Origin of the sequence: Flagellimonas sp. CMM7 (assembly GCF_021390195.1) — a bacterium.
Taxonomy (GTDB): Bacteria; Bacteroidota; Bacteroidia; order Flavobacteriales; family Flavobacteriaceae; genus Flagellimonas.
In genome coordinates, this window is the sequence record NZ_CP090003.1 from 1,461,004 (window position 1) to 1,485,626 (window position 24,623).

Below are 24,623 nucleotides of genomic sequence, written 5' to 3' on the forward strand. Positions count from 1 at the left end.
TAATGAAGTCAATTACTATCAAAGGATCTCAAAGAGAAAGCGTGGGCAAGGTATCTACCAAGGCTCTACGTAATGCTGGAAAGGTCCCTTGCGTGCTGTACGGAGGGGATAAACCATTACACTTTTCAGCTGATGAATTAGCATTCAGACATTTAGTGTATACTCCTAACGCACACACTGCTGTGATTGAGTTGGAAGATGGCCAAAAATTGAAAGCTGTATTACAGGATATCCAGTTTCATCCTGTAACGGATAAAATTCTTCACATAGATTTTTATCAATTGTTCAGTGACAAACCTGTTACAATGAATATTCCTGTGCGATTAGAAGGAAATTCACCTGGGGTTAAAAACGGTGGTCGTTTGCTTTTCAGAAAAAGAAAACTTTCTATTAAAGCACTTCCAGACTTGCTTCCTGATTTTATCACTATTGATATTTCAAAGCTGAAAATTGGTGACACCATTCCGGTTGAAACCATCTTAAATGATGATTATACCATTCTTCACCCAAATAGCACTGCTGTAGTGCAGGTAAAAGCTTCTAGAACATCTGTTGATGATGAAGAAGAGGAAGAAGAGGAAGAAGGAGCTGAAGGAGCAGAAGCTACTGCGGAAGGAGCAGAAGCACCGGCAGCGGAAGCTACTGAGTAGTTTTATAAATAATTTATACAAGCATCCCGACTTTAATTTTATATAAAGTTTTGGGATGCTTTTGTATTTTTGAACAAATGGAAATCTGCAAATGTTCCAATTATTCAAGGCATTTATTAGAAAACCAAAACAGTTACTGGAAGAAACTGATATCATGAAAAAATTCCTAATTGTTGGCCTTGGAAACATTGGGTCCGAGTACGAAGAAACACGGCACAATATTGGTTTTAAAGTTTTGGATTTTTTATCTGAGCAAGAGAACTTTGTATTTGAAAGTGCAAAGCTAGGAGCCATAGCTTCTTTTAAACATAAAGGAAGAAGTATTTTATGTTTAAAACCATCCACTTATATGAATTTAAGTGGAAAGGCGGTTAAGTACTGGATGGAAAAGGAAAAAATTTCCTTGGAAAATATATTGATTGTAACTGATGACATCAATCTTGACTTTGGTACAATCCGTTTAAAGACCAAAGGCAGTGACGGCGGACATAACGGGCTAAAGGATATTCAAAATACCTTGCAGACATCTCAATACAACCGCTTTAGATTTGGTGTGGGGTCTCAGTTTGGAAAAGGAAAGCAGGTTGATTATGTTTTAGGGAAGTGGAATACTGATGAAGCAAAACAACTTTCGGAAAGGCTTAGTAAATCCGCTGATTTAATTCGATCATTTGTATTTTCCGGAATCAATAATACCATGAACCAATTTAACGGAACGTAGGGCTGTTATAATACTTTAAATTCAAATATACCGGAATCGGAAGCGTTCCCCTGCAAATCCGTAGTGACAACCTTCCAGTAATAAGTAGTATTGGATTCTACACTAACGACTAACTCCATTGCAGTAGAAGTTGTATTTCCTACTGAAACAGTTGGTGGGTTGTCTTCTGAAAAGAAAACTTCAAAATTATCTATGTCACCGTCAACATCTGCTCCCGACCATGCCAATACAACTTCGTTATCTATGCTTTTTTGCACAGTAGAACCAGATATCGGGCTTACCAATTGAGCAGGAAAAGGTGCATACGTTGTCTGAGAGCCTGCATTGTAAAACAACCATGTTTCGCTCGTAGCTACTTGATCAGATCTAGAATTGATTGAGGTAACTGACCATGAGTACGGTGTTCCTTTGGCAATGGATAAGCTTGCAGAAGTCGCTGCAGTAGAAATCGTTTGCGGCACATTGGTATCCAGATTTATTGCATTTAATGTGTAGCTATCTGTATTGGTAGAAGCTTGCCATTCAAAAGTAACCTGACTTTGTGTTTCATTGATACTTACTCCGGTTGTACATTCAGAGCTTTCCAAAGGAAAAACAAGGCTTGCACCAACTGGAGCAGGTGGTGGATCGTCATTTCCTCCACAAGAAGAGAGTAAAACAAGCACCAATAAACTTAGAAAACACTGTTTCATTCTTTAATCAATTTAAACACTTCCTTTATTTCTGAACTTTGAATGCTCATATAATAAGCTCCCGTTGACAATGATGAGAAATCCATCACAAATTCATTGCCATTTACTTCTCTCACATCAGTCATCATCAGTCGTCCATCAGAAGAAAATACCTTAATATCAACTTCTTCTGTAATTACATTAAGAAAAATTCTGGTATTTGCTCCAACTGGATTTGGATACACAATGGGTTTGGGCGAAATGAAAAATGATTCTTCGTATGTGCCTTGGCACGGTAAATTAGTTGATACTTTTAAAATATTTCGGCCAGTTTTTAAACTCAACTGAATTTCAGAATCTTCTGTTTGCGTTGTTAAACCATTTAGTTCCAAATTATAGAGACTACCTCCATTCAAAGAAACTTCCAGTACTCCTCCATTAATGATAGCCGCAGCGGTTAAAAGCTCTGGTTCTGTAATTACAATATCAAAACAAACTTCTTGATAAGTAATCGTACCATTGGTGCCCGTAATGCACAAAGAGTAGTTACCTGCTACCAAACTCTGAAAAACATGTGTTTCCGAAAAATCCATATTCAGTGTATTTCCCTCTCCATCCAAAACAGCTGAATATGTTATTGAAGTATCGGTGGCCGTCAAGGACACGGAACCATCATTACTGTTTCTGCAAGCTTCACTCTGTATCTCCACCAAAAAATTATCAGAAGCAAATCTATTAACGGGACAACCACTTGTATCAACCTCAACACCTTTTGGAGTACCCAAACACAAATCATCGCCATCATCAAAAACACCATCTTCGTCTGCATCTGGTCTAAAAGCGCCTTCTGCACAAACCTCTAATGAGATTCCCACCAACGAGCCCCCATCCCCATTAGCTCTATCTTGAATTTCCAATGTCCATTCTCCAAAAGTAGATTCTCCTCGTAAAGAGGCTAAGGAACCTAAGGGTTTCACCGTTCCAGAAATAGCAGGGTTTCCAGAACAAACGATAGCGCTCCCATCATCATCAAAAACAGCGGTTACATTATTAAGTTCTCCACAACTACCTGAAATTAAGGCAACCCTAGTGCCAGAAGGAGATATAAGGTTTATGACCAGGTCCTCTAAATAAGTATGTGTCAGCTCGAGGTTTACATTAATATCGGATATAGGTAGGTCTTCTAAGAACTGTAGTGTTGCTGATACCGTAGGTGTCTCAATATTCGAAATCTCTAATGGTAAATTTTTAAATTCCAAGTTTTTACAATTTACCTGAATTGTAGTAAAACTAAACGGTGTTCCAAAACTACCTGTGCCACAATTATTACTAGGCCGCACCCTCCAAAAGTATTCCGTCTGATCAGTCAAGTTAGTCGATTGGTAAAAATTGAATGGTACGCTAGCAGATTCCACAACATCCACAAAACCAATGTCCGTTGCAATTTCTATATCATAATTTGAGTATAACGCATTGGCTTCCCATGTAAGTTGAGTCCTTATTGGAGTATTCGCTTGAGTATCTATGGGTGAAACCAAAACAACCTCCCCAAAATTAGTGTCTCTGACCACTATAGATATCGGAACATTCTTAGTTTCGGATGCAGAAGTAGACGTAATGGTGATGGGATAAACGCCCGGCGCAACACCATTGGTATTAGAAATAGTCAGTACTACAGCTGTATCATTTGCACTTGCTTGAACAGGAACAAAAGAGGCCGTTAAGCCCACAGGTACGTTCGCTGAAAATGTTGATGTTTCATTAAATCCTCCAAAGGTCTGATAGGTAAAAGGAATAACGATATCATCCGGTTGGCAGGCTTCAAAAGATAGGTCTTGAAAATTCAAGACCACCGGAGATTGTTGAATGGAGAAATTGGAAGAATTGACAGCAAAAAAGACATTATCACTTGCTTTGACCATTATTCTGGCTGTGTTGGTAACGTTTCCCGGAATAACTACCTCCTCACTTCCATCGTTAAGTTTGTCCTCGGCTAAAGTAATGGGAAAGCTATTACCTCCATCTACTGAAAGAAAAATATCCACTGTCTTGGCATCAATAGGCAAAATATTGGTGTTGGCAACATCCCATGTTATCTGCTGAATTGAACCTCCTTCGTAAACTTCATTTGAAGCTTGTGATGTAACCGTAAATGGCCCTGCCGCATTAATCACTTGTACATCAAGCAAATCTGAAACTACTTGACCTCCTCCAACGGCATTGTCTCTAACAGTAAAAGCAAAGCTCATATTGCGCTCTATATTGGAAACTGTTTCCCAGGCATCATTGGTTGCAGGATTGGTTTGCGTTAGATTTCCTTGAATGACTCGGGATAATCTAGGAAAATATCGAGCTGGATTTGTAGTGGGGGGCAATGATCTAAAATTGGCACCACTTGGATTATCAGGCCCAAAAGTGCCCGTTGTAACCACACCATTGTCAATTTGTTCCCATGTATATGTCAGAATATCTCCTGCATCACTATCGGTCGCAATTCCTTCAAGAACAAAAGCAGTGCTTTTTGGAATGACAAAATCTCCAACTGGTGTTAGAACCGGTGGTACATTGGTCAACGGAGTTGTTTGCGCACAAGAAACCGTTTCTAAATAGTCGGATATTTGAACAATGCTGTTGTAATGATAGTAATCATCCCCATTGGGAGCTACATTGTTTCCATTTACAATTCCAGCATACCCCATAATCGTGGTACCACTTGCAGGTTCCGCTTGCACACCAGTGCCTTCAGATTCAAAAGACCAAGTATGGTTGGCTCCAAATTGATGCCCTAGCTCATGGGAAACAAAATCTAGATCAAAAACATCCCCTTGCGGTATAGAAGCAGATGAAAAGGCGCTTCCTTTTCTGTTATCTGAACAAACAGCACCTATAAAACCTGCATTTCCATTGTTTTGTGATGGTAACTCCACTTTATTAAAAAGGTGCCCAACATCATAGTTGGCTTCTCCAATGGTCGTGGTAAGGATGTTCTGTACCTCTCCATTTAAGTTGCCATTATAAGGGTCTGTGCCTGCATCCGTAAATATGATCAAATCATTATTTGGAATCAGTTCTAAGGTCACCCCTAAATCAGTTTCAAAAACTTCATTTATTCTTGTTAGTGTTGCGTTGATGGCAGCAAGAGCGTCAGCAACGGTACCACCATGAAAATCTGTATACTCTCCAGTTGTTGAAACTGCTATTCTAAACTTTCGCAAGAGTTGATCGTCCACTAAAGGAGTAATCGTTTTGGCAACACTTTGCTGCAGTTTTTCAGTATCACATACAAAACCATCTTTTCCAGAAGCTCCCGCCCCTCTTTCATAAACAACATATGAATTGCTTTTGTTGGACAACTGCTCCATAAATGCAGTTTTTCGATTTTCTACATTTACAATCATACTTTGAAGCCCTTTGTGCGAACTGCTAAGCTTTACTTTGTATTTCCCATCTAAACTATATCCAGAAAATGACTTGATATTTGGATATTTTTTTGCCAAATCTGGATGAAGAACCGAAGTTTCTTCAATATTGAATGCCACAACATTCCCTTTGTAATCTGGAAGATAGATTTGATGTTTCCCTTTTTTTGAATCTGAAAAAGACTTAAGCGTTTTTGAAAAAAGAGTTTTATCCAAAGAAAAAACCGCACTGGCCTTACTCATATCTTTAACCGATGCACTTTTAAAATTGGATTTTGCAGTAATAGTTTTCCAATATGCCTGTTGCCCAAATGCGCAAAAGCAAACAAAAAATATGGTTATTGAAAAAACAAGATGTAATTTAGCTCTCATGCATAAGGGGCGTAAGTCAAATTCAAAAATAAGCCTTTTTTATTTTCTTGATTAAGTGAAAACAGTCCAAGGCATTTCTCAGTTTACCAATACTACGTTTCAAACGGCTGTTACCATTGGCACTTTTGACGGAGTGCATCTTGGTCACCGCAAGATATTGCAACGCCTCATAAATAATGCCAAGAATATTGGTTTGAAGTCTACCGTGCTTACTTTTTTCCCTCATCCAAGGATGATACTTCAAAAGGACACAGACATTAAATTATTGAACACCTTGGAAGAGAAGATACAGATTCTAGACTCTTTAGGATTGGATTATCTTATTGTTCACCCTTTTACAAAAGACTTTTCAAGACTTTCTGCAACTGAATTTGTAAGAGATATTCTTGTAAATAATCTAAGAACCAAAAAGATAATTATTGGATATGACCATAGGTTTGGCAGAAATCGTAATGCCAACATACAAGACTTAATTTCCTTTGGAAATGCTTTGGATTTTGATGTTGAAGAAATCCCAGTACAAGAAATAGACGAGGTCTCTGTAAGTTCAACAAAAATTAGAAATGCGTTGTTGGAGGGCGATGTTAATACCGCAAACACATATTTAAATTATGCCTACATGCTTACCGGAACCATTAAAAAGGGCAAGGGTCTTGGAAAACAGTTTGGCTTCCCCACAGCCAATCTCAATATAGCTGAAGAATACAAATTAATTCCAAAAAATGGAGTATATGTTGTTAAAAGTACTTTAGGCGACACAGAATATTACGGAATGATGAATATTGGCTTTAATCCAACCGTATCAGGGACAGAAAAAAGCATAGAGGTCAACTTTTTTGAATTTGAAGGAAATCTTTACGACAAAAAAGTACAGGTATCAATTTTGCATCGTATTAGAGATGAACATAAATTTGATTCCGTACAGGAACTGAAGGAACAGTTAAAAAAGGACAGAAACCATTCGCTAGCATTAATCTCCAAATAAAATGTTCAACCACTTTCTTTTCAAAAAAATAGACAATGCCCAACTTATCATTTTCAGGATTTTTTATGGATTATTGGTAAGTGCGGAGTGTTATGGTGCTATTGCAACAGGCTGGGTACGCAGAACATTAATAGAACCCAAGTTCACCTTTTCTTTTATTGGTTTTGAGTGGCTACAACCACTCCCAGGTAACGGAATGTATATCTATTTTGCCATTATGGGAACATTGGGGCTATTAATTGCTCTTGGCTATAAATATAGATTTAATGCCTTTGCTTTTGCCATCATGTGGGCAGGGGTCTACTTAATGCAGAAAACATCTTACAACAACCATTATTATCTATTAATGTTGCTGGCTTTTATCATGGCATTTTTGCCTGCAAGTCGAGATTTTTCGTTAGACGCCAAATTAAATCCAAAGTTTCGTTCCCGTACAATGTACAATTGGGTTAGATGGATTATCATTCTACAACTGTTTATTGTATACACTTATGCTTCGGTTGCCAAGCTATATGGAGATTGGTTAGATTTTAGCATTATAGAAATATTGATGAAATCCAAAAGTGATTACTTCTTAATTGGCGAGTTGTTACAACAAGAATGGGTGCATAAGATAGTGGCGGTTTTTGGTATTCTTTTCGATTTATTGATTGTTCCTGCCTTATTATGGAAACCCACTAGGAAGATTGCTTTTGCATTTTCCATATTCTTCCATTTATTCAATAGCATCGTCTTTCAGATTGGGATTTTCCCTTATCTATCATTGGCTTTTACTGTGTTCTTTTTTAATCCACAGACTATTAGAAATATATTCCTAAAAGAGAAAACTATAACAATTGATAATAAGGTAGTTCTTCCAAAAAATGCAACATTGTTAGTGAGTGCCTTAAGCATCTATTTTTTAATACAACTCGCACTCCCTCTTAGACATCACACTTTTAAAGATGACGTATTATGGACCGAGGAAGGGCATAGATTAAGTTGGCGTATGATGTTGCGCAGTCGTACCGGCCTTGTTACATTTAAAATTTATAACAAAGAAACGGGTAAGGGAAATCATATTAATTTGGATGAATATCTTACCAAAAAACAAAAAAGAAAGGTAGCCTGTTACCCAGATTTTCTCTGGCAGTTTGCCCAGCATCTAAAACAAGAATACGCAAAGAAAGGAGAAGATGTTCAGGTTTTTGCAAGTAGTAAAGTTAGGGTCAATAAAAGTAAATACCTTGAATTTGTGGATCCAAAAGTAGACTTGGCAAGTGTACCATGGAAACATTTCTCGCACAATGAGTGGATAAGGCCATCACAAAAAGAATAATTGTTGGTCAACTTCCCTAGATTGACTTAAATTTGCGGCTCAATACAAAGTCATGCTTCAATTACAGATAATTAGAGAGAACAAGGAAAGCATCATTAAAGCTATGAAAAAGCGAAATGTTGATGCAGAGCCTATTTTGTCCGCCATCTTGGATTTGGATGAAAAAAGACGTTCCATCCAGACTGAACTGGATAGCACCTTGGCAGAATCCAACAAACTTTCTAAAGAAATTGGAATGCTTTTTAAATCTGGAAAAGCACAAGAAGCCAATGCAATAAAAGAGCAAACGGCCGGTCTTAAAGAAGCTTCAAAGCAATTGGGAGAAGATTTAAATACAACAAGTGCCGCCCTGCAGGAACAGTTATACCAACTACCCAATATTCCCCATGAGTCTGTTCCCAAAGGAAATTCGGACAAGGATAATGAAGAAATTTTTCATGAAGGTGATATTCCTGTGCTTTCAGAAGGTGCACTACCCCATTGGGAATTGGCTAAAAAGTACGATATCATCGATTTTGAATTAGGAGTAAAAGTTACAGGTGCTGGATTTCCAATTTACAAGGGCAAAGGAGCTCGCTTACAACGCGCTTTAATCTCATATTTCTTGGATAAGAATACAGAAGCTGGCTACTTAGAGGTACAACCTCCTCATTTGGTCAATGAGGCTTCAGGTTATGGTACAGGGCAACTACCTGATAAGGAAGGACAAATGTATCACACTCAAGTAGATGATCTATATCTTATTCCAACTGCCGAAGTACCTATTACAAATTTGCATAGGGGTGATATTGTTCCCCAAGAAAATTTTCCAATTAAATACACCGGATATACACCTTGTTTTAGAAGAGAAGCAGGAAGTTATGGTGCGCATGTTAGAGGATTGAACAGACTTCATCAGTTTGATAAAGTTGAATTGGTTCGTATTGAGCATCCTTCTGCCTCTTACCAAGCTTTGGATGAGATGGTAGAGCATGTTAAGAATATTCTGAGAGAATTGAAATTACCTTACCGGGTCCTTCGTCTTTGCGGGGGTGATTTGGGCTTTACTTCCGCCCTAACCTTTGATTTTGAAGTTTTCTCAACCGCTCAAGACAGATGGCTGGAGATTAGTTCTGTATCCAATTTTGAAACTTTCCAGGCCAACCGATTAAAACTCCGTTTTAAGGACGAAAATGGAAAAAGTCAATTGGCGCACACATTAAACGGTAGTTCCTTGGCATTGCCCAGAGTTTTGGCGGGAATCCTAGAAAATTATCAAACCAAGGATGGCATCAAAATCCCAGAAGTTCTGGTTCCCTACTGCGGGTTTAATGTTATTGCCTAGGAGTATCAACCTATTTATTTGGAATCACTTAACAGATTCTGGCGTTTTTCTGCGTTATATTTGAAATAAAACAAGGTATTGCGATACATCCTATTTCTTATTTCTTTTCTATTTCTGTTTTCGGTTCAGTCACAAGAAGATTTTCTGGCCAAACAGTATTTCAATGATGGTGACTATGAAAAAGCGTTGGTTTTCTACGAAAAGTTGGTCCAAAAAAAACCAAGACGCACGGATTATTCAGAAGGTCTGGTTGCCTGTTATCAACAGTTGGAACGTTATGAAGATGCAGAAAAATTCCTGCTAAAGAAAATAGAAGATACATATGCCTTCCCTACTTTTTTTATAGAACTGGGCTACAATTATACGCTACAAAATCAATCAGAAAAAGCGGTTACCTATTATGATAGTGCTATAGCAAAAATTAATGAAAATCCTAATTTTGGGTATAGTGTAGGCTATCGTTTTCAAAAATACGCACTGTTGGACAAAGCCATTTTGGCCTATACGCAGGCCATGGCACTTAAGCCTGAATTAAACTATGACTTTCAATTGGCTCGAATATATGGGGAACAGGGTGATATTGAAAAAATGTATCAATCCTACTTAAACTTGATCCACGAAGGAAGAACTTCTCGTTCCAATATCCTACGCAACATAGATGATTTTATTTCAGAAGACCCTTCCAATGCCAATAATATCCTATTGAGAAAGGTATTGCTCAAAAATGCCCAGAAAAATCCTGATATACTTTGGAACGAGTTACTTAGTTGGCTCTTTATTCAACAGAAACAATATAGCAGTGCTTTTAGTCAAGAAAGGGCAATATACAAGAGAACAGATGAGACTTCTTTGGACCGTATAGAAAACCTTGGACAGATTGCTTTGGAAGATAAAGATTATGAAAACGCCACTACAATTTTTGAATACATTGTAGATAATAGCAATAATCCCGTATCCAAATTAAATGCTGAGCTTCATTTAATAGACATTGAACTTGAAGATGCTAGCGGAAAAAAACTGGCTGCCATAGAAAAGAAATTTCAAGCATTGGTTGAGGAATATGGAAACCAAAGTAGGACGCTACAACTTCAAATTGCCTATGCCAACTTCCTAACTTTTAAAAAGGAAACACCGGGGCCAGCAGTTACAATATTAAAGGAAAGTCTAGAGCTACCTTTAGGGCGAATTGGAGTTGCCTATGTTAAACTGGCTTTGGGTGACATTTTGGTTTATGACCAAAAATTTAATCAAGCTCTAATTTATTTCACACAGATCCAAAAGAGTTTAAAGAATGATGTTTTAGGTCAAGATGCTCGTTTTAAGGTAGCACAGACCAGTTTTTACAAAGGCGATTTTGATTGGGCACTAACACAACTAAAAGTGCTTAGAGGATCTACCTCACAGCTTATTGCCAATGATGCCATGCAATTAAGTCTTTTAATCTCGGACAACTCTCTGGAAGATTCTACCCAAACGGCTCTTAAAAAATATGCAAGGGCCGACCTTCTTGCATATCAAAATAAAAACAAGCAGGCTATTGAGGCCTTGGAAGATATTTTGCAGAATCATAAAGGCGAGAAAATTGAGGATGAAGCATTGCTTAAACAAGGGCAGCTTTTGGAAGCTCAAAAATCTTATGAGAGCGCAGAATTCAATTATAAAAAAATAACGGAATTTTATGCCGATGGTATTTTGGCAGATGATGCTCATTTTGCATTGGGAGAATTGTACCGAAACATTTTAACCGAACCGGAAAAAGCAAAAACTCATTACGAAAAAATTATATACAATTATCAGGACAGTTATTACTTTCCAAAGGCCAGAAAACATTTTAGAAGACTCCGAGGCGACGCAATAAATTAAACTTCTCTACATTTAGGCCATCAAAACTTAGGGTTAATGCTCATATACAATGTTACGATCAACATAGATGAAAGTGTTCATGACGAATGGCTTATATGGATGAAAGACAAACACGTTCCAGATATGCTGTCTACCGGAAAATTTTCACACGCAAAAATGGCCAAGGTCTTGGTTGAAGAAGATATGGGAGGAATTACATATTCCGTTCAATACACAACTAAAGATCGGCAAACTCTAGAACTGTATTACAAGGAAGATGCGGAGCGCCTTAGAGCAGATGTGCCGAAATTATTTTCTAACAAATTTGTGGCATTCAGAACAGAATTGGAAATCATTAGTCAACAGATTCCCTAAGGTTTTGGATTATCTTTTCACTTATGGCACACTGCAAGATCCGCAGGTACAACAATATATTTTTGGTCGCGTTCTAAAAGGAAAAACAGATTTTTTATCTGGATTCATGCGACTGGAGAATGCGGTTTATGAAAGATATTCTTTAGTAGTGCAAACCAAAGATCTTGAAAATAAGGTTGAAGGAAAAGTCTATGAAGTAACTGCTTTAGAATTAAAAAAGGCCGACGTATATGAAACCAGTGCTTACAAACGCAAAAAAGTAAAATTAGAATCGGGTATTGAGGCCTGGTTGTATATCGAAAATTCACATTAACTTGCAAAAAAACGTCCCGTGTCCAAAAAAAATAAAAAGAAGTTTGGCAATGGTAAGCCAAAGAAATTTAAAAACGGGCAGGAAGAAAGCGCAGTAAGAGCTAAAAAGCATTTAGGGCAGCACTTTCTTATAGATGAAGATATTGCCAAACAAATTGCGGACACACTTTCCCTTAAAAATTACACGAATGTTATAGAGATTGGCCCGGGTATGGGTGTACTTACCAAATACCTACTGCTTAGAGATATAGATTTGGTTGCCATGGACTTAGACGAAGAGTCCATAGTATATCTCAATCATAGTTTTCGTTTAGAACATCCAAAAGTATTTGAAAAAAATAACCGCCTAAATATTGTAGAAGCAGATTTTTTAAAGTTTAATTTACAACAATTATACGGTGAAGAACAATTTGCCATTACTGGTAATTTCCCCTATAACATTTCTACTCAGATAGTTTTTAAAATGCTGGAAATGAGACAACAGGTTCCAGAGTTTTCAGGGATGTTCCAGAAAGAAGTAGCGCAGCGTATTTGTGAAAAACCAGGGAATAAATCCTATGGAATCCTTTCCGTGTTGGTTCAGGCATTTTATGAAGCAGAATATCTGTTCACAGTGCCTCCCCAAGTATTTGATCCGCCTCCAAAAGTACAATCGGGAGTATTGCGTTTAACCAGAAGAGAAAACTTAAAACTTCCTTGCGATGAGCATTTATTTTTCAAAATTATAAAGGCAAGTTTTAACCAAAGACGAAAGACCATTCGCAATAGCCTTAAAACTTTTAACCTATCTGATAATCTAAAAGAAGATATTATCTTTGACCAGCGCCCAGAACAGCTAAGTGTAGCTGATTTTATAGCGTTAACGCAGAAGATAGCCAATGATCCCGTTTAAACTCACAGACGAGCTAATAGAACAGATTCAGCAACTGATAGCGGACAAAAAGAACGCTAACCTTAGGTTGATGATGAAGGAGTTCCACTATGCGGATATTGCAGAAATCGCTGAAGAACTCACTAAAGATGAGGCTACCTATCTCATTAAACTTCTAGATAGTGAAAAGACCTCCGATATTCTCGCCGAAATGGACGAGGACTTACGGGAATCCATACTAAAAAACCTTTCTACCAAAGAGATAGCCGGTGAGCTGGAAGAGCTGGATACTGATGATGCTGCAGATATTGTAAGTGAACTTCCAAAAGATATTGTTCAAGAGGTCATTTCAGAAATAGAGGATCGCGAACATGCCAAAGATATTGTAGATCTTTTGCGTTATGATGAAGACACCGCTGGAGGACTTATGGCCAAGGAACTAGTGAAAGTAAAGGAAAACTGGAACGTTCTTACCTGTGTAAAAGAAATGCGCACACAAGCGGAAAGTGTTACTAGGGTGCATTCCATCTATGTGGTAGATGATGATGACAAATTAAAGGGCAGGCTTTCTTTAAAGGATTTATTGACAACCTCCACAAAGACCCATATAAAAGACGTTTACATCGCAAAGGTAGACTACGTAAACGTCAATGAAAAAGCCGAGGAAGTAGCCAAGATTATGTCCAAGTATGATTTGGAGGCCATTCCTGTAGTGGATGAAATAGGTAGATTGGTCGGACGCATTACTATTGATGATATTGTGGATGTAATCAAGGAAGAAGCAGATAAGGATTACCAATTGGCTGCAGGTATTACGCAAGACGTTGAAGCCGATGATAGTATAATTGAGCTTACTAGAGCAAGACTCCCTTGGCTTTTTTTAGGCCTTATAGGAGGTATTGGCGCTTTTGTTATTATGGAAGGGTTTGAAAAAGTTCTTGCCCAAGGCTATGCCATTTTATTTTTGTTTACTCCACTTATCGCAGCTATGGCGGGTAATGTAGGCGTGCAATCCAGCGCAATCATTGTTCAAGGTTTAGCAAACGATGACTTAAAAGGGAGTATTAACAAAAGATTGGTAAAAGAAATGTTTTTAGCCACTTTAAATGGACTCATCCTTGCCATATTCCTATTACTGTTTGTTTGGTTATGGACCAAAGAACCACAATTGGCATTGGCAATTTCCATATCACTTGTCGCTGTAATAATAGTTGCCGGCCTTATAGGTACTTTCGTTCCTCTCTTCCTTGACAAAAGAGGTATTGACCCTGCTATTGCAACCGGGCCATTTATCACTACAAGCAATGACATTTTTGGCATCTTAATTTATTTTTGGATTGCCAAATTGGTTTTAGGAATATAAATTCTTTTACTTATGAAATCCATCAATATAAAGCAAAAACATACCAAGTTTACCAAGCAGTGGCATCCACATCAAATAGCTACAGTAGATGATATGCAGGTAATCTTAGCTAAGATTAAAGGGGAATTTGTCTGGCACTCCCATGAGCATGAAGATGAACTCTTTCAGGTAGTTAAAGGCACTCTTTACATGCAGTTTAGAGATAGGACCGAAGTAGTAAAAGAGGGTGAAATTATTGTTGTACCAAAAGGAGTGGAACATAATCCTATGACGAAAAATGACGAGGAAGTACATCTATTGCTTTTTGAAAAACAAAACACAGCTCACACAGGAACTGTACAACATGAAATGACCCAAACTGAGTACCCTAAAATTTAGGGTATATTTAGCCCATGAAAGTTCTCCACCTAGACACCAACCATCCATTACTTCTTGAACAATTTACCCAGTTGGGTTTTGAAAATCATGAAGATTACACATCCTCCAAAGAAGAGGTTGAAAAGAAAATTCATTTATACGATGGGGTCATCATCCGAAGCAGGTTCACGTTGGACCAACAATTTTTGGATAAAGCAATAAATCTCAAGTTCATAGGCAGACTTGGGGCAGGTTTGGAAAACATAGACACCCAATATGCCAAACAAAAAGATGTATTTCTGGCTTCCGCTCCGGAAGGGAACCGAAATGCTGTTGGGGAACATACTTTAGGAATGTTGTTGTCCCTATTGAATAAAATGACCAAAGCCAACAGAGAGGTCAAAAAAGGAAAATGGGACCGCGAGGGCAACCGAGGCGTAGAACTGGATGGCAAGACCATTGGTATTATTGGTTATGGAAATATGGGCAAGGCGTTTGCTCAAAAACTTAAAGGGTTTGATGTAGAGATTATTTGTTATGATATCATTGGTGGTGTGGGTGATGACAATGCCAGACAAGTAGGAATTATGGAATTTCAACAAAGGTCAGATATTGTAAGTCTTCATATTCCTGAAACCGAATTGACCACGGGAATGGTCAACGAAGAATTCATTAATGCATTTCACAAACCCTTTTGGTTCTTAAATACGGCGCGTGGTAAATGTGTTGTCACCAAGGATCTGGTCAAAGGTCTTAAATCAGAAAAAATTCTAGGTGCTGGATTGGATGTTCTGGAATATGAGAAGAAATCTTTCGAGAACATGTTCCTTCAAAAACCAAAGGCATTCAAATACATACGAAAAGCCAAGAACGTTTTACTAACACCACATGTGGCAGGATGGACTGTTGAGAGCAAAGAAAAACTGGCACAAACCATTGTAGACAAAATCAAAGCTAGATTTTGCTAATTTTATTGAGTGAAAAAGACCGTTTTTGTTTTTTCTTCGCTTATCGTGGCATTACTTGTCCTTTTTAAGTTAGGTAAATACTCCTATACTTCTGGCAATGTTTCCCTTGAAATAGTAATAGCTGTCATTGCAATTGTTTTTTTTATAATCGGTGTTTACATCAACAAGAGAACAGTAAGGGAAGAAAAGCTTTCTTCTACAGTCATAGATTATAAAAAGATAGAACAGCTTGGTATAAGTAAGCGTGAATATGAAGTACTAATTCAAATTTCCAATGGCCTGTCCAACAAAGAAATTGCTGATAGGCTTTTTGTTTCTGAAAGCACTATAAAAACACATGTTTCCAACCTATTGGTAAAATTGGATGCCAAGCGTCGTACCCAAGCAGTACAAAAGGCAAAAAACCTTCAAATTCTAGCTATTTAATTGATTTAGAGTTAAAGTGCCTCAGTTTTGGTACTTTAGTATGACTCCCAAGCTTTCCTCTACCACTACTTTTGGTTTAACTTTTTAAATAACTGATCATGAAAAAAACCGTAGCAAGATTCGGACTTTATGGTGCTATCACTATTTCTATTCTTTTTTTAGCAAGCTGGTTCCTATTAAATGATTTGTCATATTCCATCCAAGAAGTACTGGGTTATGTATCCATGATTTTATCCTTGGGGTTTGTCTATTTGGGTATTAAGCATTTCAGAGACAAAGAGAATCAAGGCAAGGTAAGTTTTAAAGAAGCTTTGATTATAGGTATACTCATTAGCCTTATTACGGCCATAGCTTTTGGATTTCTTGATATTTTTTATACCGAAGTCCTCAATCCCGATTTTGCAACCCAATATTATGATACAGCTGTTGAAAAAATGAGGACTTCATTACCTGCGGACGAATTGGAAGTAAAACTGGCCGAATTGGAATCACAAAGAGAAATGTTTTCTAACCCACTTTTTTCCTTTGCCCTAATGGCAATGACCGTTTTTATAATCGGATTTATGATTACTTTAATTTCAGCTTTGCTATTGCAACGAAAATAATTTGCCATGACCATAGATGCCAGTACACCAGATGAATACATTAACAAGTTACCGGAAGACCGTAAAGTTGCTGTTTCTAAATTACGAGAAACCGTAAAAACAAATTTACCAACGGGGTTTCAGGAATGCATCAGTTATAAAATGATAGGTTATGTGGTTCCCCATTCTTTATATGAACCTGGCTATCACTGTAATCCAAAACTGCCTTTGCCTTTTATAAACATAGCCTCACAAAAGAACTTTGTAGCATTATATCATTCAGGAATTTATGCAGACAAGAAATTACTGGACTGGTTTGTTGGGGAATATCCAAAACATGTAAAAACCAAATTGGATATGGGCAAGAGTTGTATCCGGTTTAAAAAAATGGAAAACATTCCTTATGAACTTATAGCAGAACTATGTCAAAAAATTACTCCAAAAGCGTGGATTGCGCTATACGAGAAAAACATAAAACAGTAATTAGATTTCCTATCTATGGAAGCTAAAAATAGTATAATTATGAAAACTAGAGTAACAGGACTGGGAGGGTTTTTCTTTAAAACGAAAGATCCAGATAATATAAAGAAATGGTATAAAGAACGTCTAGGGATTCCCGTAGACCAATATGGTTGGAGTTTTTGGTGGAAAGACAAGAAGGGTAACGATTGCATGACCCAATGGAGTCCATTCAAGGACGATACCACCTATTTTCAACCAAGTGAAAAACAGTTCATGATGAATTTTAGGGTAGAAAACTTGGTAGAACTGTTAAAAGCCCTAAAAAGCGAAGGTGTTACTATTGTTGGTGAGATTGAAGAATTTGATTATGGTAAATTTGGATGGATATTGGATCCAGAAGGCAATAAAATAGAGCTTTGGCAACCTGTTGATAAAGCTTTCTTATAGCTATTAAAATAATCCTTATTTTTAAGACTCGTTTAACCAACAAATTATAATTACCATGTCTGAAGAAAACAAAGACTTAGGGGATAAGGCAGAAGATGCCTTTGACAAAGCCAAAGAAGCTGCAAAGGATGCTGCCGAAGATACCAAAGAAGCAGCAGGAGATTTTGCTGACGAAGCCAAAAAAACTGCCAATGAATTTGCCGAAGGCATTAAAGGTGCAGGTGGTGAGAACAAAAAAATATTAACCGGAGTTCTGGCCATTATTTTAGGTTCTCTCGGAGTACACAAATTTATGCTTGGATACAACAAGGAAGGTTTTATTTTACTTGGAGTCTCCATAGTGGCATATGTGCTTTCATGTGTTGGAATAGGGTTACTATTTGTTTGGATTCCTAGTGTAATAGGATTGGTAGAGGGTATCATCTACCTTACCAAATCAGATGATGAGTTTTACAATACATACCAGGTTGGAAAAAAGCCTTGGTTCTAATAAAAAAAGCCAGAGAAAAACGCTCTGGCTTTTTTATTTACTATTATTATCGTAATATTGCAATATAAAATTGCAAATGTTGTTATAATTACCAATGGGAGCTTCTAAGACACATATGTTCACCTTAACACAAAACGAGTTGGCACAAGTGGCCAAAGTTTTGGCGCATCCTGCACGTATAGCAATCTTGGAATATATAAGTAGACAAGAAAATTGTATCTGCAATGATTTGGTAGATGTCATTGGACTTTCGCAACCGACCATATCACAACATTTAAACGAAATAAAGAAAATAGGCCTTTTAAAAGGAACCTTTGAAGGCAAAAACCTTTGCTATTGTATCAACGAAGAACGTTGGGGAGAACTACAAAACTCCTTCAATACGTTTTTTGCCAATATTAATTATAATTGCTGTTAATCATGAATACATCAGAATTTCTATCCTTACTAAAACAACATCAGAATAAAAGTTTGCTTTTTGAATATACTGAAGGCAAATTTGTTGGAGCTAATTATCATATTACAGAAATCAAAAACATTATTGTTGATTCCGTGGATTGCGGAGCTGGAACAGATTTCTGGAAAGAGACCATTGTACAATTGTGGGAAAGTCCAAAAGAAAAAGACAAAAAAGAGTTTATGTCAGCCTATAAAGCTTTGGGTATTCTTAACAAGGTCGATGGTATTAAGCCCATGGTGAGAGATGCCGAAATCAAGTTTGAGTACAGTAACTCAGACTTTCATACGGCCCAACTTTTTGTAAATGATTATGCAATGGATGAACAATCTCTAATACTAAAACTTTCTGTAGAAAAAACAGATTGTAAAGCCAAAGAAACTTGCGGTGTTGTTGATACTTCAGAAAAAGTTGTAGCAGAAGCCGCAAGTGAGTGTGCACCAGGAGGTGGTTGCTGCTAATCTCTTATTGTTATGCAGGTACGCAAAATGAAAGCTTCGGATTGGGAAGATGTCTCCCAAATATATGCTCAAGGTATAGCAACTGGTTTTGCAACCTTTGAACAAACCATTCCCAGTTACGAAATTTGGGATCAAGCGCATGTGAAACAGTGTAGACTGATTGCCGAAGAAAATGGTGAAATTCTAGGTTGGGCCGCTTTATCTCCAGTTTCAAGTAGATGTGTTTATGGTGGCATTGGAGAAGTAAGTGTCTATATTGGAGCGACAAGTAGAGGTAAGGGTGTTGGGAAATTACTTTTGGAACAACTAATATCTGAAAGTGAAAAAGCTGGATTTTGGACTATACAATCTGGGATTTTTCCTGAAAACGAAGCAAGTATATATCTTCATAAAAAAGTTGGATTTCGGTTTATTGGCAAACGGGAACGAGTTGGAAAGCTTCATGGTGTTTGGAAGGACAATTTGTTGTTTGAGAAAAGAAGTGAAACGATAGGAACAGATTAATCATCATATCAAAAAAATGAAAAACGTATTGGTCCTTTGCACAGGAAACTCATGTAGAAGTCAAATGGCACATGGGTATTTAAATTATTTTCAAGACTCTTTAGCAAAAGTTTATAGTGCAGGGATAGAAACACATGGGTTAAACCCAGGAGCCGTATCCATAATGAAAGAAGATGGTATTGATATTACTTCCCATACATCTAACCATGTGGATGAATATCAAGGTATTGATTGGAATTATATCATTACTGTTTGTGACCATGCTAAAGAAAATTGTCCATTTATTCCAGCTAAAAATGCCGAGCGGATCCATCATAACTTTTTTGACCCTTCAAAAGTTACCGGTACTGAGGATGTAAAACATGAGGCATTCCTAAAGGCAAGAGAAGAAATAAAAGAGTTTTGCCACAACTTTGTAAAAGAAGAATTGGTTAACTAAAAGCAAAGGAAGGAGACAATCTTTAATCCATGTTGGACTGGTGGTTTCCCTCTGCCATTTTACGTTCCAGTTCAGCTTGGAATTCTTCCATAACCGGCTTGACAGTGCTTTCAGGTAAATCTGCAATCTTTATATACATTAACCCATCCACGGAATTATTAAATAGTGGATCAACATTAAATGCAACAACTTTTGCATTTTGTTTGATGTACTTTTTAATCAAAACCGGTAAACGAAGACTGCCTGGTTCTACCTCATTGATCAACTTGTCAAATTTGTTCAAGTCTGCTTGGGTGTCATCAAAAATGAATTCTTTATCAGCATCCTTCAGTTGTACTTTAAAATCTTTCTTTGGTCTTATATATTGTGCCACATAGGGATCCCAATAATTGGATTTCATAAACTCAATCATCAACGACTTTGAAAAATTGGAGAACTGATTACTGATACTAACACCTCCAATTAAATATTTATGCTCTGGGTGTCTTAAAGTGGTATGTACAATACCTTTCCAGAGCAGAAACAATGGCATTGGTTTTTGCTGATATTCCTTAACAATGTAAGCCCTTCCCATTTCAATGGATTTCTCCATCATTCCATATAGTTCTGGTTCGAAACGAAACAGGTCTTGAAGATAGAAGCCATCAATACCATATTTTTTGAATATTTGAGAACCTAGCCCCATACGATACGCTCCAACCACGGCCTTTTCCTGATCATCCCACAAGAAAAGGTGATGATAATAAGAATCAAACTCATCTAAATCAACAGCATTATTAGTTCCCTCCCCTACTTCGCGAAACGTTATTTCCCGCTGTCTTCCAATCTCATTTAAAATAAAGGGCATATCCTTTTCTTGGGCCAGATATACCTCGTAATTCTTACTTTGAAGCATTCGGCAATCTTTTTCCCTTAACTTTTCTATTTCACCCTGCAGTACTTCAGAACCAACCGCTGTAGCTATTTTTTTTGGGGGTTTAGGGATTTTTAAGGTAGTAGGTACTTTATCGATCAAACGTTCTTTCTCAAACGCATTGGCCAAGAGATAGGTTTTCTTTCTTAATAATTCTGCAAAAGATTCTAATGTTTCCTCTTCCTTTTGGGTATTTACAGATATGGGTTGCCCAACACGAACCTTTATAGGTCTTCTGTTTTGAGAAGCAACCTCTGACGGTAGTTTTGCCGTTCTAAAAACATCATTTATTTTGGACAATCTATAAAAAAGCCTGCTGTTTCTGGCATGAAAATATATTGGAACCACAGGGACCTCCGCTTTTCTAATAAGTTTTAGTGCCGCCTCTTCCCAAGGTTTATCTACCACTAATTTTCCGTCTCTATAAGTGGATACTTCACCAGCTGGGAAAATACCCAATGGGTGTCCCTCTCTAAGATGTAACAGTGCATTTTTAAAACCCGCGATACTGCTTTTAGCATCCTTATGATTTTCAAAGGGATTCACAGGCATAATGTAAGACTTCATAGGTTCAATTCTATTTAGCAAGAAATTAGCTATGATCTTAAAATCTTCACGCTCCTGAAGCATGAGTTTTAACAACAACACTCCATCTATTCCTCCTAGTGGATGATTACTGATAGTGATGTATGCTCCAGACTTTGGAAGCCGTTTTAAATCTTCCTCGGGAATCTCAAAATCAATTTCATAATGATCTAAGATAGCATCTAAAAAATCTCTTCCAGGAAGAGACTTATTCTTGTTGTAGAATCTATTTATCCCTGTAATTCTTGTGGCAACCATTAAAAGCCATCCAACAAAAGTTCCTAAAAAACCATACCTGTCCAGATTAATGACTTTTGCCACCTCTTTCGCAGAAACCAACCCCATAAAACAAAAATTAGGTAAGCGTAAAGATAGAAAATTACAGCTATTGGACTTTTAGCGTAAAATAGTTTTGTGAATTTTATTTTACAACGAGCTGAACTGTTTCTCTACCACGCTGTTCCACCAGAACAGACCTTCCATTTTGTAGTGACTTTACGGCTTTATCATTAAAATGTCTAATGGTATAGAGCGAAACATCTTCATGACAAACCACTTTGAATTTTCGTTTTAGCTCATTCAACATAAGTTCAAGTCCATTAAACTTATTATCCAAGCAAACTGAAAAACTAATAGCAGAATTCTGAATTAAATCCACTTTCATTTTATGATGGTGGAACAATTTGAATATCTCACTAATATTGTCTTCCATGATAAAGGAGAAATCAAGGGAAGATAGTTTTATCAAAACTTGATTTTTTTTTACAATAAAGCAAGGCACTTTGGGTGATATGTCTTCTCCTTTGCCAACAGTTGTGCCATCTCCATTAGGTGCAATGAACGATTTTACATGTAATGGAATCTCTTTTCTCTGCAACGGTTGAAGCGTCTTGGGATGAATTACGGAAGCCCCATAAAAAGCTAATTCAATCGCCTCTCTGTATGAAATTTGATCAAGCAATTGGGTTTCCTTGAAGTTCCTTGGGTCTGCATTTAAAACTCCTGGAACATCTTTCCAGATCGTTGCGGAATCTGCATTAAGGCAATACGCTAAAATTGCTGCAGAATAATCAGATCCTTCTCTACCCAAAGTAGTGGTAAAGTTATTATCATCACTCCCCAAAAAGCCCTGGGTAATATTTAGCTTAGACACATCTACGTTAGTGGAAACTTCTTTCTGGGTTCGCTCCCAATTTACCGAGGCATCTCTATAATTATTATCCGTTTTAATGAGATTACGAACATCTTGCCATACATTGGATATTCCAACCTCCTTGAAATACTCGCTTACAATTGTGGTGGAAACCAACTCTCCGTACCCAACCACTTGGTCATAAACAAAGCCATATTTGGGAGATTTGTTCCAGGTTAAAAACCCTTTAACCTCATCAAACAGAAGTTTTACCTTGTTATATACAGGGTGGGTCTTGTTTTCAAATAAATCTGATAAGATGTTTTCATGATAATCTATTACTTCTTGTATAGAAGGTGTAATGGACCGTTTATCTTCAAAATAAGAAGTTACTATTTTTTCCATTGCGTTGGTCATCTTACCCATCGCAGAAATTACGACCAAGGTGTCTTTATGCCCTACTTCTTCCAGTACTTTAACTATATTCCTAACACCATCAGCATCTTTAACTGAAGCTCCACCAAACTTAAAAACTCTCATCTATTCTTGGTTCTATATTTTACCTTAAGAAGGTTAATTCAAATTATCTAAATAATTACTAATGCCATTTTCATCTAACTGAACAACATCCCAATCACGCATTACCTTAGCACCCTTTTTTTCGTAAAAATTAATTGCAGGTTCGTTCCAATCCAGTACTTCCCAGCAAATTCTTCTAACGCCCAAATTGTGTCCATATTTTACCACTTCATTTAAAAGAGCAGTCCCCAGACCACTGCCTCGCATTGCCTCTGCAACAATTAAATCCTCCAAATGGATTACAGGTCCTTTCCATGTAGAGTATCGAGGATACACCAATGCAATTCCCACAATCTGTTTATCTTTTTCAGCAACAAAACAATGAAACAACTTGTTCTCTCCAAAACCATCTTTTATTAAATCTTCTTTAGTTACTTCTACAGCATTTGGATCATTCTCAAATTCTGCTAACTCATGAACAAGGTCCAACACTTGTTGCATATCTTCTTGCCTGGCATCTCTGATTGAAAAATTCATATTGTTATAAATAAAACTCAAAGTTATAAAAATCAAAAACTTTACTCCTACGAAATCGATGTAGTATCACAAAATGCCCGATATTTGTGGGCAAAACACAACCCTATTTTAATGACAAGAAAAAATCAGACCCTTGGAGAGTTCATTATTGAAAACCAGTCTTCATTTCAATACTCTTCTGGAGAGCTCTCTAAACTAATCAATGCCATTCGTTTAGCCGCTAAAGTAGTTAATCACGAAGTAAATAAAGCGGGTTTGGTTGACGTAATCGGAGCTGCTGGCGACACTAACATTCAAGGGGAAGACCAGCAAAAATTAGATGTATTTGCAAATGAAAAATTTATCCAAACACTTACCAATAGGGAGATAGTTTGTGGAATAGCCTCTGAAGAAGAAGACAGTTTTATAAGCATTAATAGCAGTGATGAAAAACATCAAAACAAATATGTGGTATTGATTGATCCTTTGGATGGTTCTTCAAATATTGATGTTAATGTTTCGGTTGGAACCATATTTTCAGTTTATAGACGTGTTACTCCTGTTGGAACTCCAGTTCAACTTGAAGATTTTTTACAGCCAGGAAATAAACAAGTAGCTGCTGGCTATGTGGTTTATGGAACATCGACAATGTTGGTTTACACCACTGGGGATGGAGTAAATGGCTTTACTTTGAATCCCGCACTGGGCACCTTTTATTTGTCACACCCTAATATGCAGTTTCCGGAAAATGGTAAAATATATTCTGTAAATGAAGGTAACTACATTCATTTTTTACAAGGGGTTAAAGATTACATAAAGTATTGTCAAGAAGAGGAAGGTGACAGGCCTTATACTTCAAGGTATATTGGCTCACTAGTTTCCGATTTTCATCGTAATATGATTAAGGGTGGAATATATATGTATCCTAAAAGTAGTATTTCGCAAAGTGGAAAACTTAGACTGCTTTACGAATGTAATCCTATGGCCTTTATTGCAGAACAAGCCAATGGTTTGGCAATTGGTGGTAAAACTCGAATACTGGATATTGAGCCTACCGAACTACATCAACGGGTACCCTTCTTTTGTGGAAGCCGAAATATGGTCAAAAAATTGGAGGATTTTTTAAATAAGTACCATTAG

The 24,623-nt window shown here is 37.2% G+C and carries 27 protein-coding genes; 22 read left to right on the plus strand and 5 right to left on the minus strand.

The features are described 5' to 3' along the window. The first annotated feature begins 2 nt into the window (after positions 1 to 2). Both LV704_RS06610 and pth read left to right on the plus strand, forming a co-directional pair. Positions 3 to 650: a 50S ribosomal protein L25/general stress protein Ctc gene (locus LV704_RS06610; protein WP_163421143.1), complete on the plus strand. Its 648-nt coding sequence runs from the start codon at positions 3 to 5 to the stop codon at positions 648 to 650. Between the two features lie 91 nt (positions 651 to 741). Continuing rightward, positions 742 to 1,371: an aminoacyl-tRNA hydrolase gene (gene pth, locus LV704_RS06615; protein WP_233782163.1), complete on the plus strand. Its 630-nt coding sequence runs from the start codon at positions 742 to 744 to the stop codon at positions 1,369 to 1,371. Between the two features lie 5 nt (positions 1,372 to 1,376). Here the strand turns inward: pth and LV704_RS06620 are convergent, their stop codons facing one another. Beyond that, positions 1,377 to 2,063 carry a hypothetical protein gene (locus tag LV704_RS06620; protein ID WP_163421142.1) on the minus strand — a complete coding sequence of 229 codons (687 nt, stop codon included), beginning with the start codon at positions 2,061 to 2,063 and terminating at the stop codon, positions 1,377 to 1,379. Next, the gene (locus LV704_RS06625; RefSeq protein ID WP_163421141.1) at positions 2,060 to 5,833 is read right to left on the minus strand and encodes a reprolysin-like metallopeptidase; all 3,774 of its coding nucleotides are present in this window, start codon (positions 5,831 to 5,833) and stop codon (positions 2,060 to 2,062) included. The genes LV704_RS06620 and LV704_RS06625 overlap by 4 nt, the downstream gene beginning before the upstream one ends. A 55-nt stretch (positions 5,834 to 5,888) precedes the next feature. Between LV704_RS06625 and LV704_RS06630 the strand changes: the two genes are divergently transcribed. The 19 genes from LV704_RS06630 to LV704_RS06720 all read left to right on the plus strand — a co-directional run bounded on the left by LV704_RS06630 (position 5,889) and on the right by LV704_RS06720 (position 19,818). After that, complete coding sequence (locus LV704_RS06630) at positions 5,889 to 6,818, plus strand: bifunctional riboflavin kinase/FAD synthetase (RefSeq protein WP_163421140.1); 930 nt, start codon at positions 5,889 to 5,891, stop codon at positions 6,816 to 6,818. A gap of 1 nt (position 6,819) precedes the next feature. After that, a complete protein-coding gene (locus tag LV704_RS06635; RefSeq protein ID WP_163421139.1) occupies positions 6,820 to 8,136 on the plus strand; it encodes an HTTM domain-containing protein in 1,317 nt (438 codons plus the stop codon). Positions 8,137 to 8,188: 52 nt separating this feature from the next. After that, positions 8,189 to 9,460: a serine--tRNA ligase gene (gene serS, locus LV704_RS06640; RefSeq protein ID WP_163421138.1), complete on the plus strand. Its 1,272-nt coding sequence runs from the start codon at positions 8,189 to 8,191 to the stop codon at positions 9,458 to 9,460. Positions 9,461 to 9,538: 78 nt separating this feature from the next. Continuing rightward, entirely contained in the window at positions 9,539 to 11,323 is a 1,785-nt protein-coding gene (locus tag LV704_RS06645; protein WP_163421137.1) for a tetratricopeptide repeat protein, read from the plus strand. Between the two features lie 36 nt (positions 11,324 to 11,359). After that, positions 11,360 to 11,677 (plus strand): DUF4286 family protein, encoded by a 318-nt coding sequence (locus tag LV704_RS06650; RefSeq protein ID WP_163421136.1) that lies wholly within the window; start codon positions 11,360 to 11,362, stop codon positions 11,675 to 11,677. A gap of 4 nt (positions 11,678 to 11,681) precedes the next feature. Then, complete coding sequence (locus LV704_RS06655) at positions 11,682 to 11,990, plus strand: gamma-glutamylcyclotransferase family protein (RefSeq protein ID WP_163421135.1); 309 nt, start codon at positions 11,682 to 11,684, stop codon at positions 11,988 to 11,990. Positions 11,991 to 12,008: 18 nt separating this feature from the next. Continuing rightward, positions 12,009 to 12,881, plus strand: coding sequence for a 16S rRNA (adenine(1518)-N(6)/adenine(1519)-N(6))-dimethyltransferase RsmA (gene rsmA / locus LV704_RS06660; RefSeq protein ID WP_163421134.1), 873 nt, complete (start codon positions 12,009 to 12,011; stop codon positions 12,879 to 12,881). Then, a complete protein-coding gene (gene mgtE, locus LV704_RS06665) occupies positions 12,868 to 14,223 on the plus strand; it encodes a magnesium transporter (RefSeq protein ID WP_163421133.1) in 1,356 nt (451 codons plus the stop codon). The genes rsmA and mgtE overlap by 14 nt, the downstream gene beginning before the upstream one ends. 12 nt (positions 14,224 to 14,235) lie before the next feature. Further along, a complete protein-coding gene (locus LV704_RS06670; protein WP_163421132.1) occupies positions 14,236 to 14,601 on the plus strand; it encodes a cupin domain-containing protein in 366 nt (121 codons plus the stop codon). Positions 14,602 to 14,615: 14 nt separating this feature from the next. After that, the gene (locus tag LV704_RS06675) at positions 14,616 to 15,548 is read left to right on the plus strand and encodes a 2-hydroxyacid dehydrogenase (RefSeq protein WP_163421131.1); all 933 of its coding nucleotides are present in this window, start codon (positions 14,616 to 14,618) and stop codon (positions 15,546 to 15,548) included. Between the two features lie 9 nt (positions 15,549 to 15,557). Beyond that, complete coding sequence (locus LV704_RS20000) at positions 15,558 to 15,974, plus strand: response regulator transcription factor (protein WP_163421130.1); 417 nt, start codon at positions 15,558 to 15,560, stop codon at positions 15,972 to 15,974. 98 nt (positions 15,975 to 16,072) lie between these two features. Then, the gene (locus LV704_RS06685; protein ID WP_163421129.1) at positions 16,073 to 16,579 is read left to right on the plus strand and encodes a DUF4199 domain-containing protein; all 507 of its coding nucleotides are present in this window, start codon (positions 16,073 to 16,075) and stop codon (positions 16,577 to 16,579) included. A gap of 6 nt (positions 16,580 to 16,585) precedes the next feature. Next, positions 16,586 to 17,041 carry a DUF1801 domain-containing protein gene (locus tag LV704_RS06690; protein WP_163421128.1) on the plus strand — a complete coding sequence of 152 codons (456 nt, stop codon included), beginning with the start codon at positions 16,586 to 16,588 and terminating at the stop codon, positions 17,039 to 17,041. Between the two features lie 39 nt (positions 17,042 to 17,080). Beyond that, positions 17,081 to 17,467, plus strand: a complete 387-nt coding sequence (locus LV704_RS06695; RefSeq protein ID WP_163421127.1) for a VOC family protein — start codon at positions 17,081 to 17,083, stop codon at positions 17,465 to 17,467. Positions 17,468 to 17,522: 55 nt separating this feature from the next. Further along, entirely contained in the window at positions 17,523 to 17,957 is a 435-nt protein-coding gene (locus tag LV704_RS06700; protein ID WP_163421126.1) for a TM2 domain-containing protein, read from the plus strand. Between the two features lie 94 nt (positions 17,958 to 18,051). Continuing rightward, entirely contained in the window at positions 18,052 to 18,375 is a 324-nt protein-coding gene (locus LV704_RS06705) for a helix-turn-helix transcriptional regulator (protein WP_163421125.1), read from the plus strand. Between the two features lie 2 nt (positions 18,376 to 18,377). Beyond that, positions 18,378 to 18,875 carry a DUF6428 family protein gene (locus tag LV704_RS06710; RefSeq protein WP_163421124.1) on the plus strand — a complete coding sequence of 166 codons (498 nt, stop codon included), beginning with the start codon at positions 18,378 to 18,380 and terminating at the stop codon, positions 18,873 to 18,875. Between the two features lie 12 nt (positions 18,876 to 18,887). Next, a complete protein-coding gene (locus LV704_RS06715; RefSeq protein ID WP_163421123.1) occupies positions 18,888 to 19,379 on the plus strand; it encodes a GNAT family N-acetyltransferase in 492 nt (163 codons plus the stop codon). Positions 19,380 to 19,395: 16 nt separating this feature from the next. Beyond that, the gene (locus LV704_RS06720; RefSeq protein WP_205597864.1) at positions 19,396 to 19,818 is read left to right on the plus strand and encodes an arsenate reductase ArsC; all 423 of its coding nucleotides are present in this window, start codon (positions 19,396 to 19,398) and stop codon (positions 19,816 to 19,818) included. 22 nt (positions 19,819 to 19,840) lie between these two features. On the opposite strand, the gene LV704_RS06725 is transcribed toward LV704_RS06720, so the two are convergent. From LV704_RS06725 to LV704_RS06735, 3 genes are all read right to left on the minus strand, one after another. Beyond that, the gene (locus LV704_RS06725) at positions 19,841 to 21,661 is read right to left on the minus strand and encodes a lysophospholipid acyltransferase family protein (RefSeq protein ID WP_163421122.1); all 1,821 of its coding nucleotides are present in this window, start codon (positions 21,659 to 21,661) and stop codon (positions 19,841 to 19,843) included. Between the two features lie 76 nt (positions 21,662 to 21,737). Then, positions 21,738 to 22,988, minus strand: a complete 1,251-nt coding sequence (locus LV704_RS06730) for an aspartate kinase (protein ID WP_163421121.1) — start codon at positions 22,986 to 22,988, stop codon at positions 21,738 to 21,740. 33 nt (positions 22,989 to 23,021) lie between these two features. Beyond that, positions 23,022 to 23,504 carry a GNAT family N-acetyltransferase gene (locus LV704_RS06735; RefSeq protein WP_163421120.1) on the minus strand — a complete coding sequence of 161 codons (483 nt, stop codon included), beginning with the start codon at positions 23,502 to 23,504 and terminating at the stop codon, positions 23,022 to 23,024. Between the two features lie 111 nt (positions 23,505 to 23,615). Between LV704_RS06735 and fbp the strand changes: the two genes are divergently transcribed. Continuing rightward, positions 23,616 to 24,623, plus strand: a complete 1,008-nt coding sequence (fbp, locus tag LV704_RS06740) for a class 1 fructose-bisphosphatase (protein ID WP_163421119.1) — start codon at positions 23,616 to 23,618, stop codon at positions 24,621 to 24,623.

What these genes read in the sequence shown, in the direction of transcription:
- LV704_RS06670 (WP_163421132.1), top strand. Translation starts at nt 14,236, where the DNA reads ATGAAATCCATCAATATAAAGCAAAAACATACCAAGTTTACCAAGCAG.
- LV704_RS06725 (WP_163421122.1), bottom strand. Translation starts at nt 21,661, where the DNA reads ATGGGGTTGGTTTCTGCGAAAGAGGTGGCAAAAGTCATTAATCTGGAC.
- LV704_RS06610 (WP_163421143.1), top strand. Translation starts at nt 3, where the DNA reads ATGAAGTCAATTACTATCAAAGGATCTCAAAGAGAAAGCGTGGGCAAG.
- LV704_RS06675 (WP_163421131.1), top strand. Translation starts at nt 14,616, where the DNA reads ATGAAAGTTCTCCACCTAGACACCAACCATCCATTACTTCTTGAACAA.
- LV704_RS06695 (WP_163421127.1), top strand. Translation starts at nt 17,081, where the DNA reads ATGAAAACTAGAGTAACAGGACTGGGAGGGTTTTTCTTTAAAACGAAA.
- mgtE (WP_163421133.1), top strand. Translation starts at nt 12,868, where the DNA reads ATGATCCCGTTTAAACTCACAGACGAGCTAATAGAACAGATTCAGCAA.
- LV704_RS06705 (WP_163421125.1), top strand. Translation starts at nt 18,052, where the DNA reads ATGGGAGCTTCTAAGACACATATGTTCACCTTAACACAAAACGAGTTG.
- fbp (WP_163421119.1), top strand. Translation starts at nt 23,616, where the DNA reads ATGACAAGAAAAAATCAGACCCTTGGAGAGTTCATTATTGAAAACCAG.
- LV704_RS06710 (WP_163421124.1), top strand. Translation starts at nt 18,378, where the DNA reads ATGAATACATCAGAATTTCTATCCTTACTAAAACAACATCAGAATAAA.
- LV704_RS06625 (WP_163421141.1), bottom strand. Translation starts at nt 5,833, where the DNA reads ATGAGAGCTAAATTACATCTTGTTTTTTCAATAACCATATTTTTTGTT.
- LV704_RS06635 (WP_163421139.1), top strand. Translation starts at nt 6,820, where the DNA reads ATGTTCAACCACTTTCTTTTCAAAAAAATAGACAATGCCCAACTTATC.
- LV704_RS06690 (WP_163421128.1), top strand. Translation starts at nt 16,586, where the DNA reads ATGACCATAGATGCCAGTACACCAGATGAATACATTAACAAGTTACCG.
- LV704_RS06620 (WP_163421142.1), bottom strand. Translation starts at nt 2,063, where the DNA reads ATGAAACAGTGTTTTCTAAGTTTATTGGTGCTTGTTTTACTCTCTTCT.
- pth (WP_233782163.1), top strand. Translation starts at nt 742, where the DNA reads ATGTTCCAATTATTCAAGGCATTTATTAGAAAACCAAAACAGTTACTG.
- LV704_RS06735 (WP_163421120.1), bottom strand. Translation starts at nt 23,504, where the DNA reads ATGAATTTTTCAATCAGAGATGCCAGGCAAGAAGATATGCAACAAGTG.
- LV704_RS06720 (WP_205597864.1), top strand. Translation starts at nt 19,396, where the DNA reads ATGAAAAACGTATTGGTCCTTTGCACAGGAAACTCATGTAGAAGTCAA.
- LV704_RS06715 (WP_163421123.1), top strand. Translation starts at nt 18,888, where the DNA reads ATGCAGGTACGCAAAATGAAAGCTTCGGATTGGGAAGATGTCTCCCAA.
- LV704_RS06685 (WP_163421129.1), top strand. Translation starts at nt 16,073, where the DNA reads ATGAAAAAAACCGTAGCAAGATTCGGACTTTATGGTGCTATCACTATT.
- serS (WP_163421138.1), top strand. Translation starts at nt 8,189, where the DNA reads ATGCTTCAATTACAGATAATTAGAGAGAACAAGGAAAGCATCATTAAA.
- LV704_RS06730 (WP_163421121.1), bottom strand. Translation starts at nt 22,988, where the DNA reads ATGAGAGTTTTTAAGTTTGGTGGAGCTTCAGTTAAAGATGCTGATGGT.
- LV704_RS06650 (WP_163421136.1), top strand. Translation starts at nt 11,360, where the DNA reads ATGCTCATATACAATGTTACGATCAACATAGATGAAAGTGTTCATGAC.
- LV704_RS06700 (WP_163421126.1), top strand. Translation starts at nt 17,523, where the DNA reads ATGTCTGAAGAAAACAAAGACTTAGGGGATAAGGCAGAAGATGCCTTT.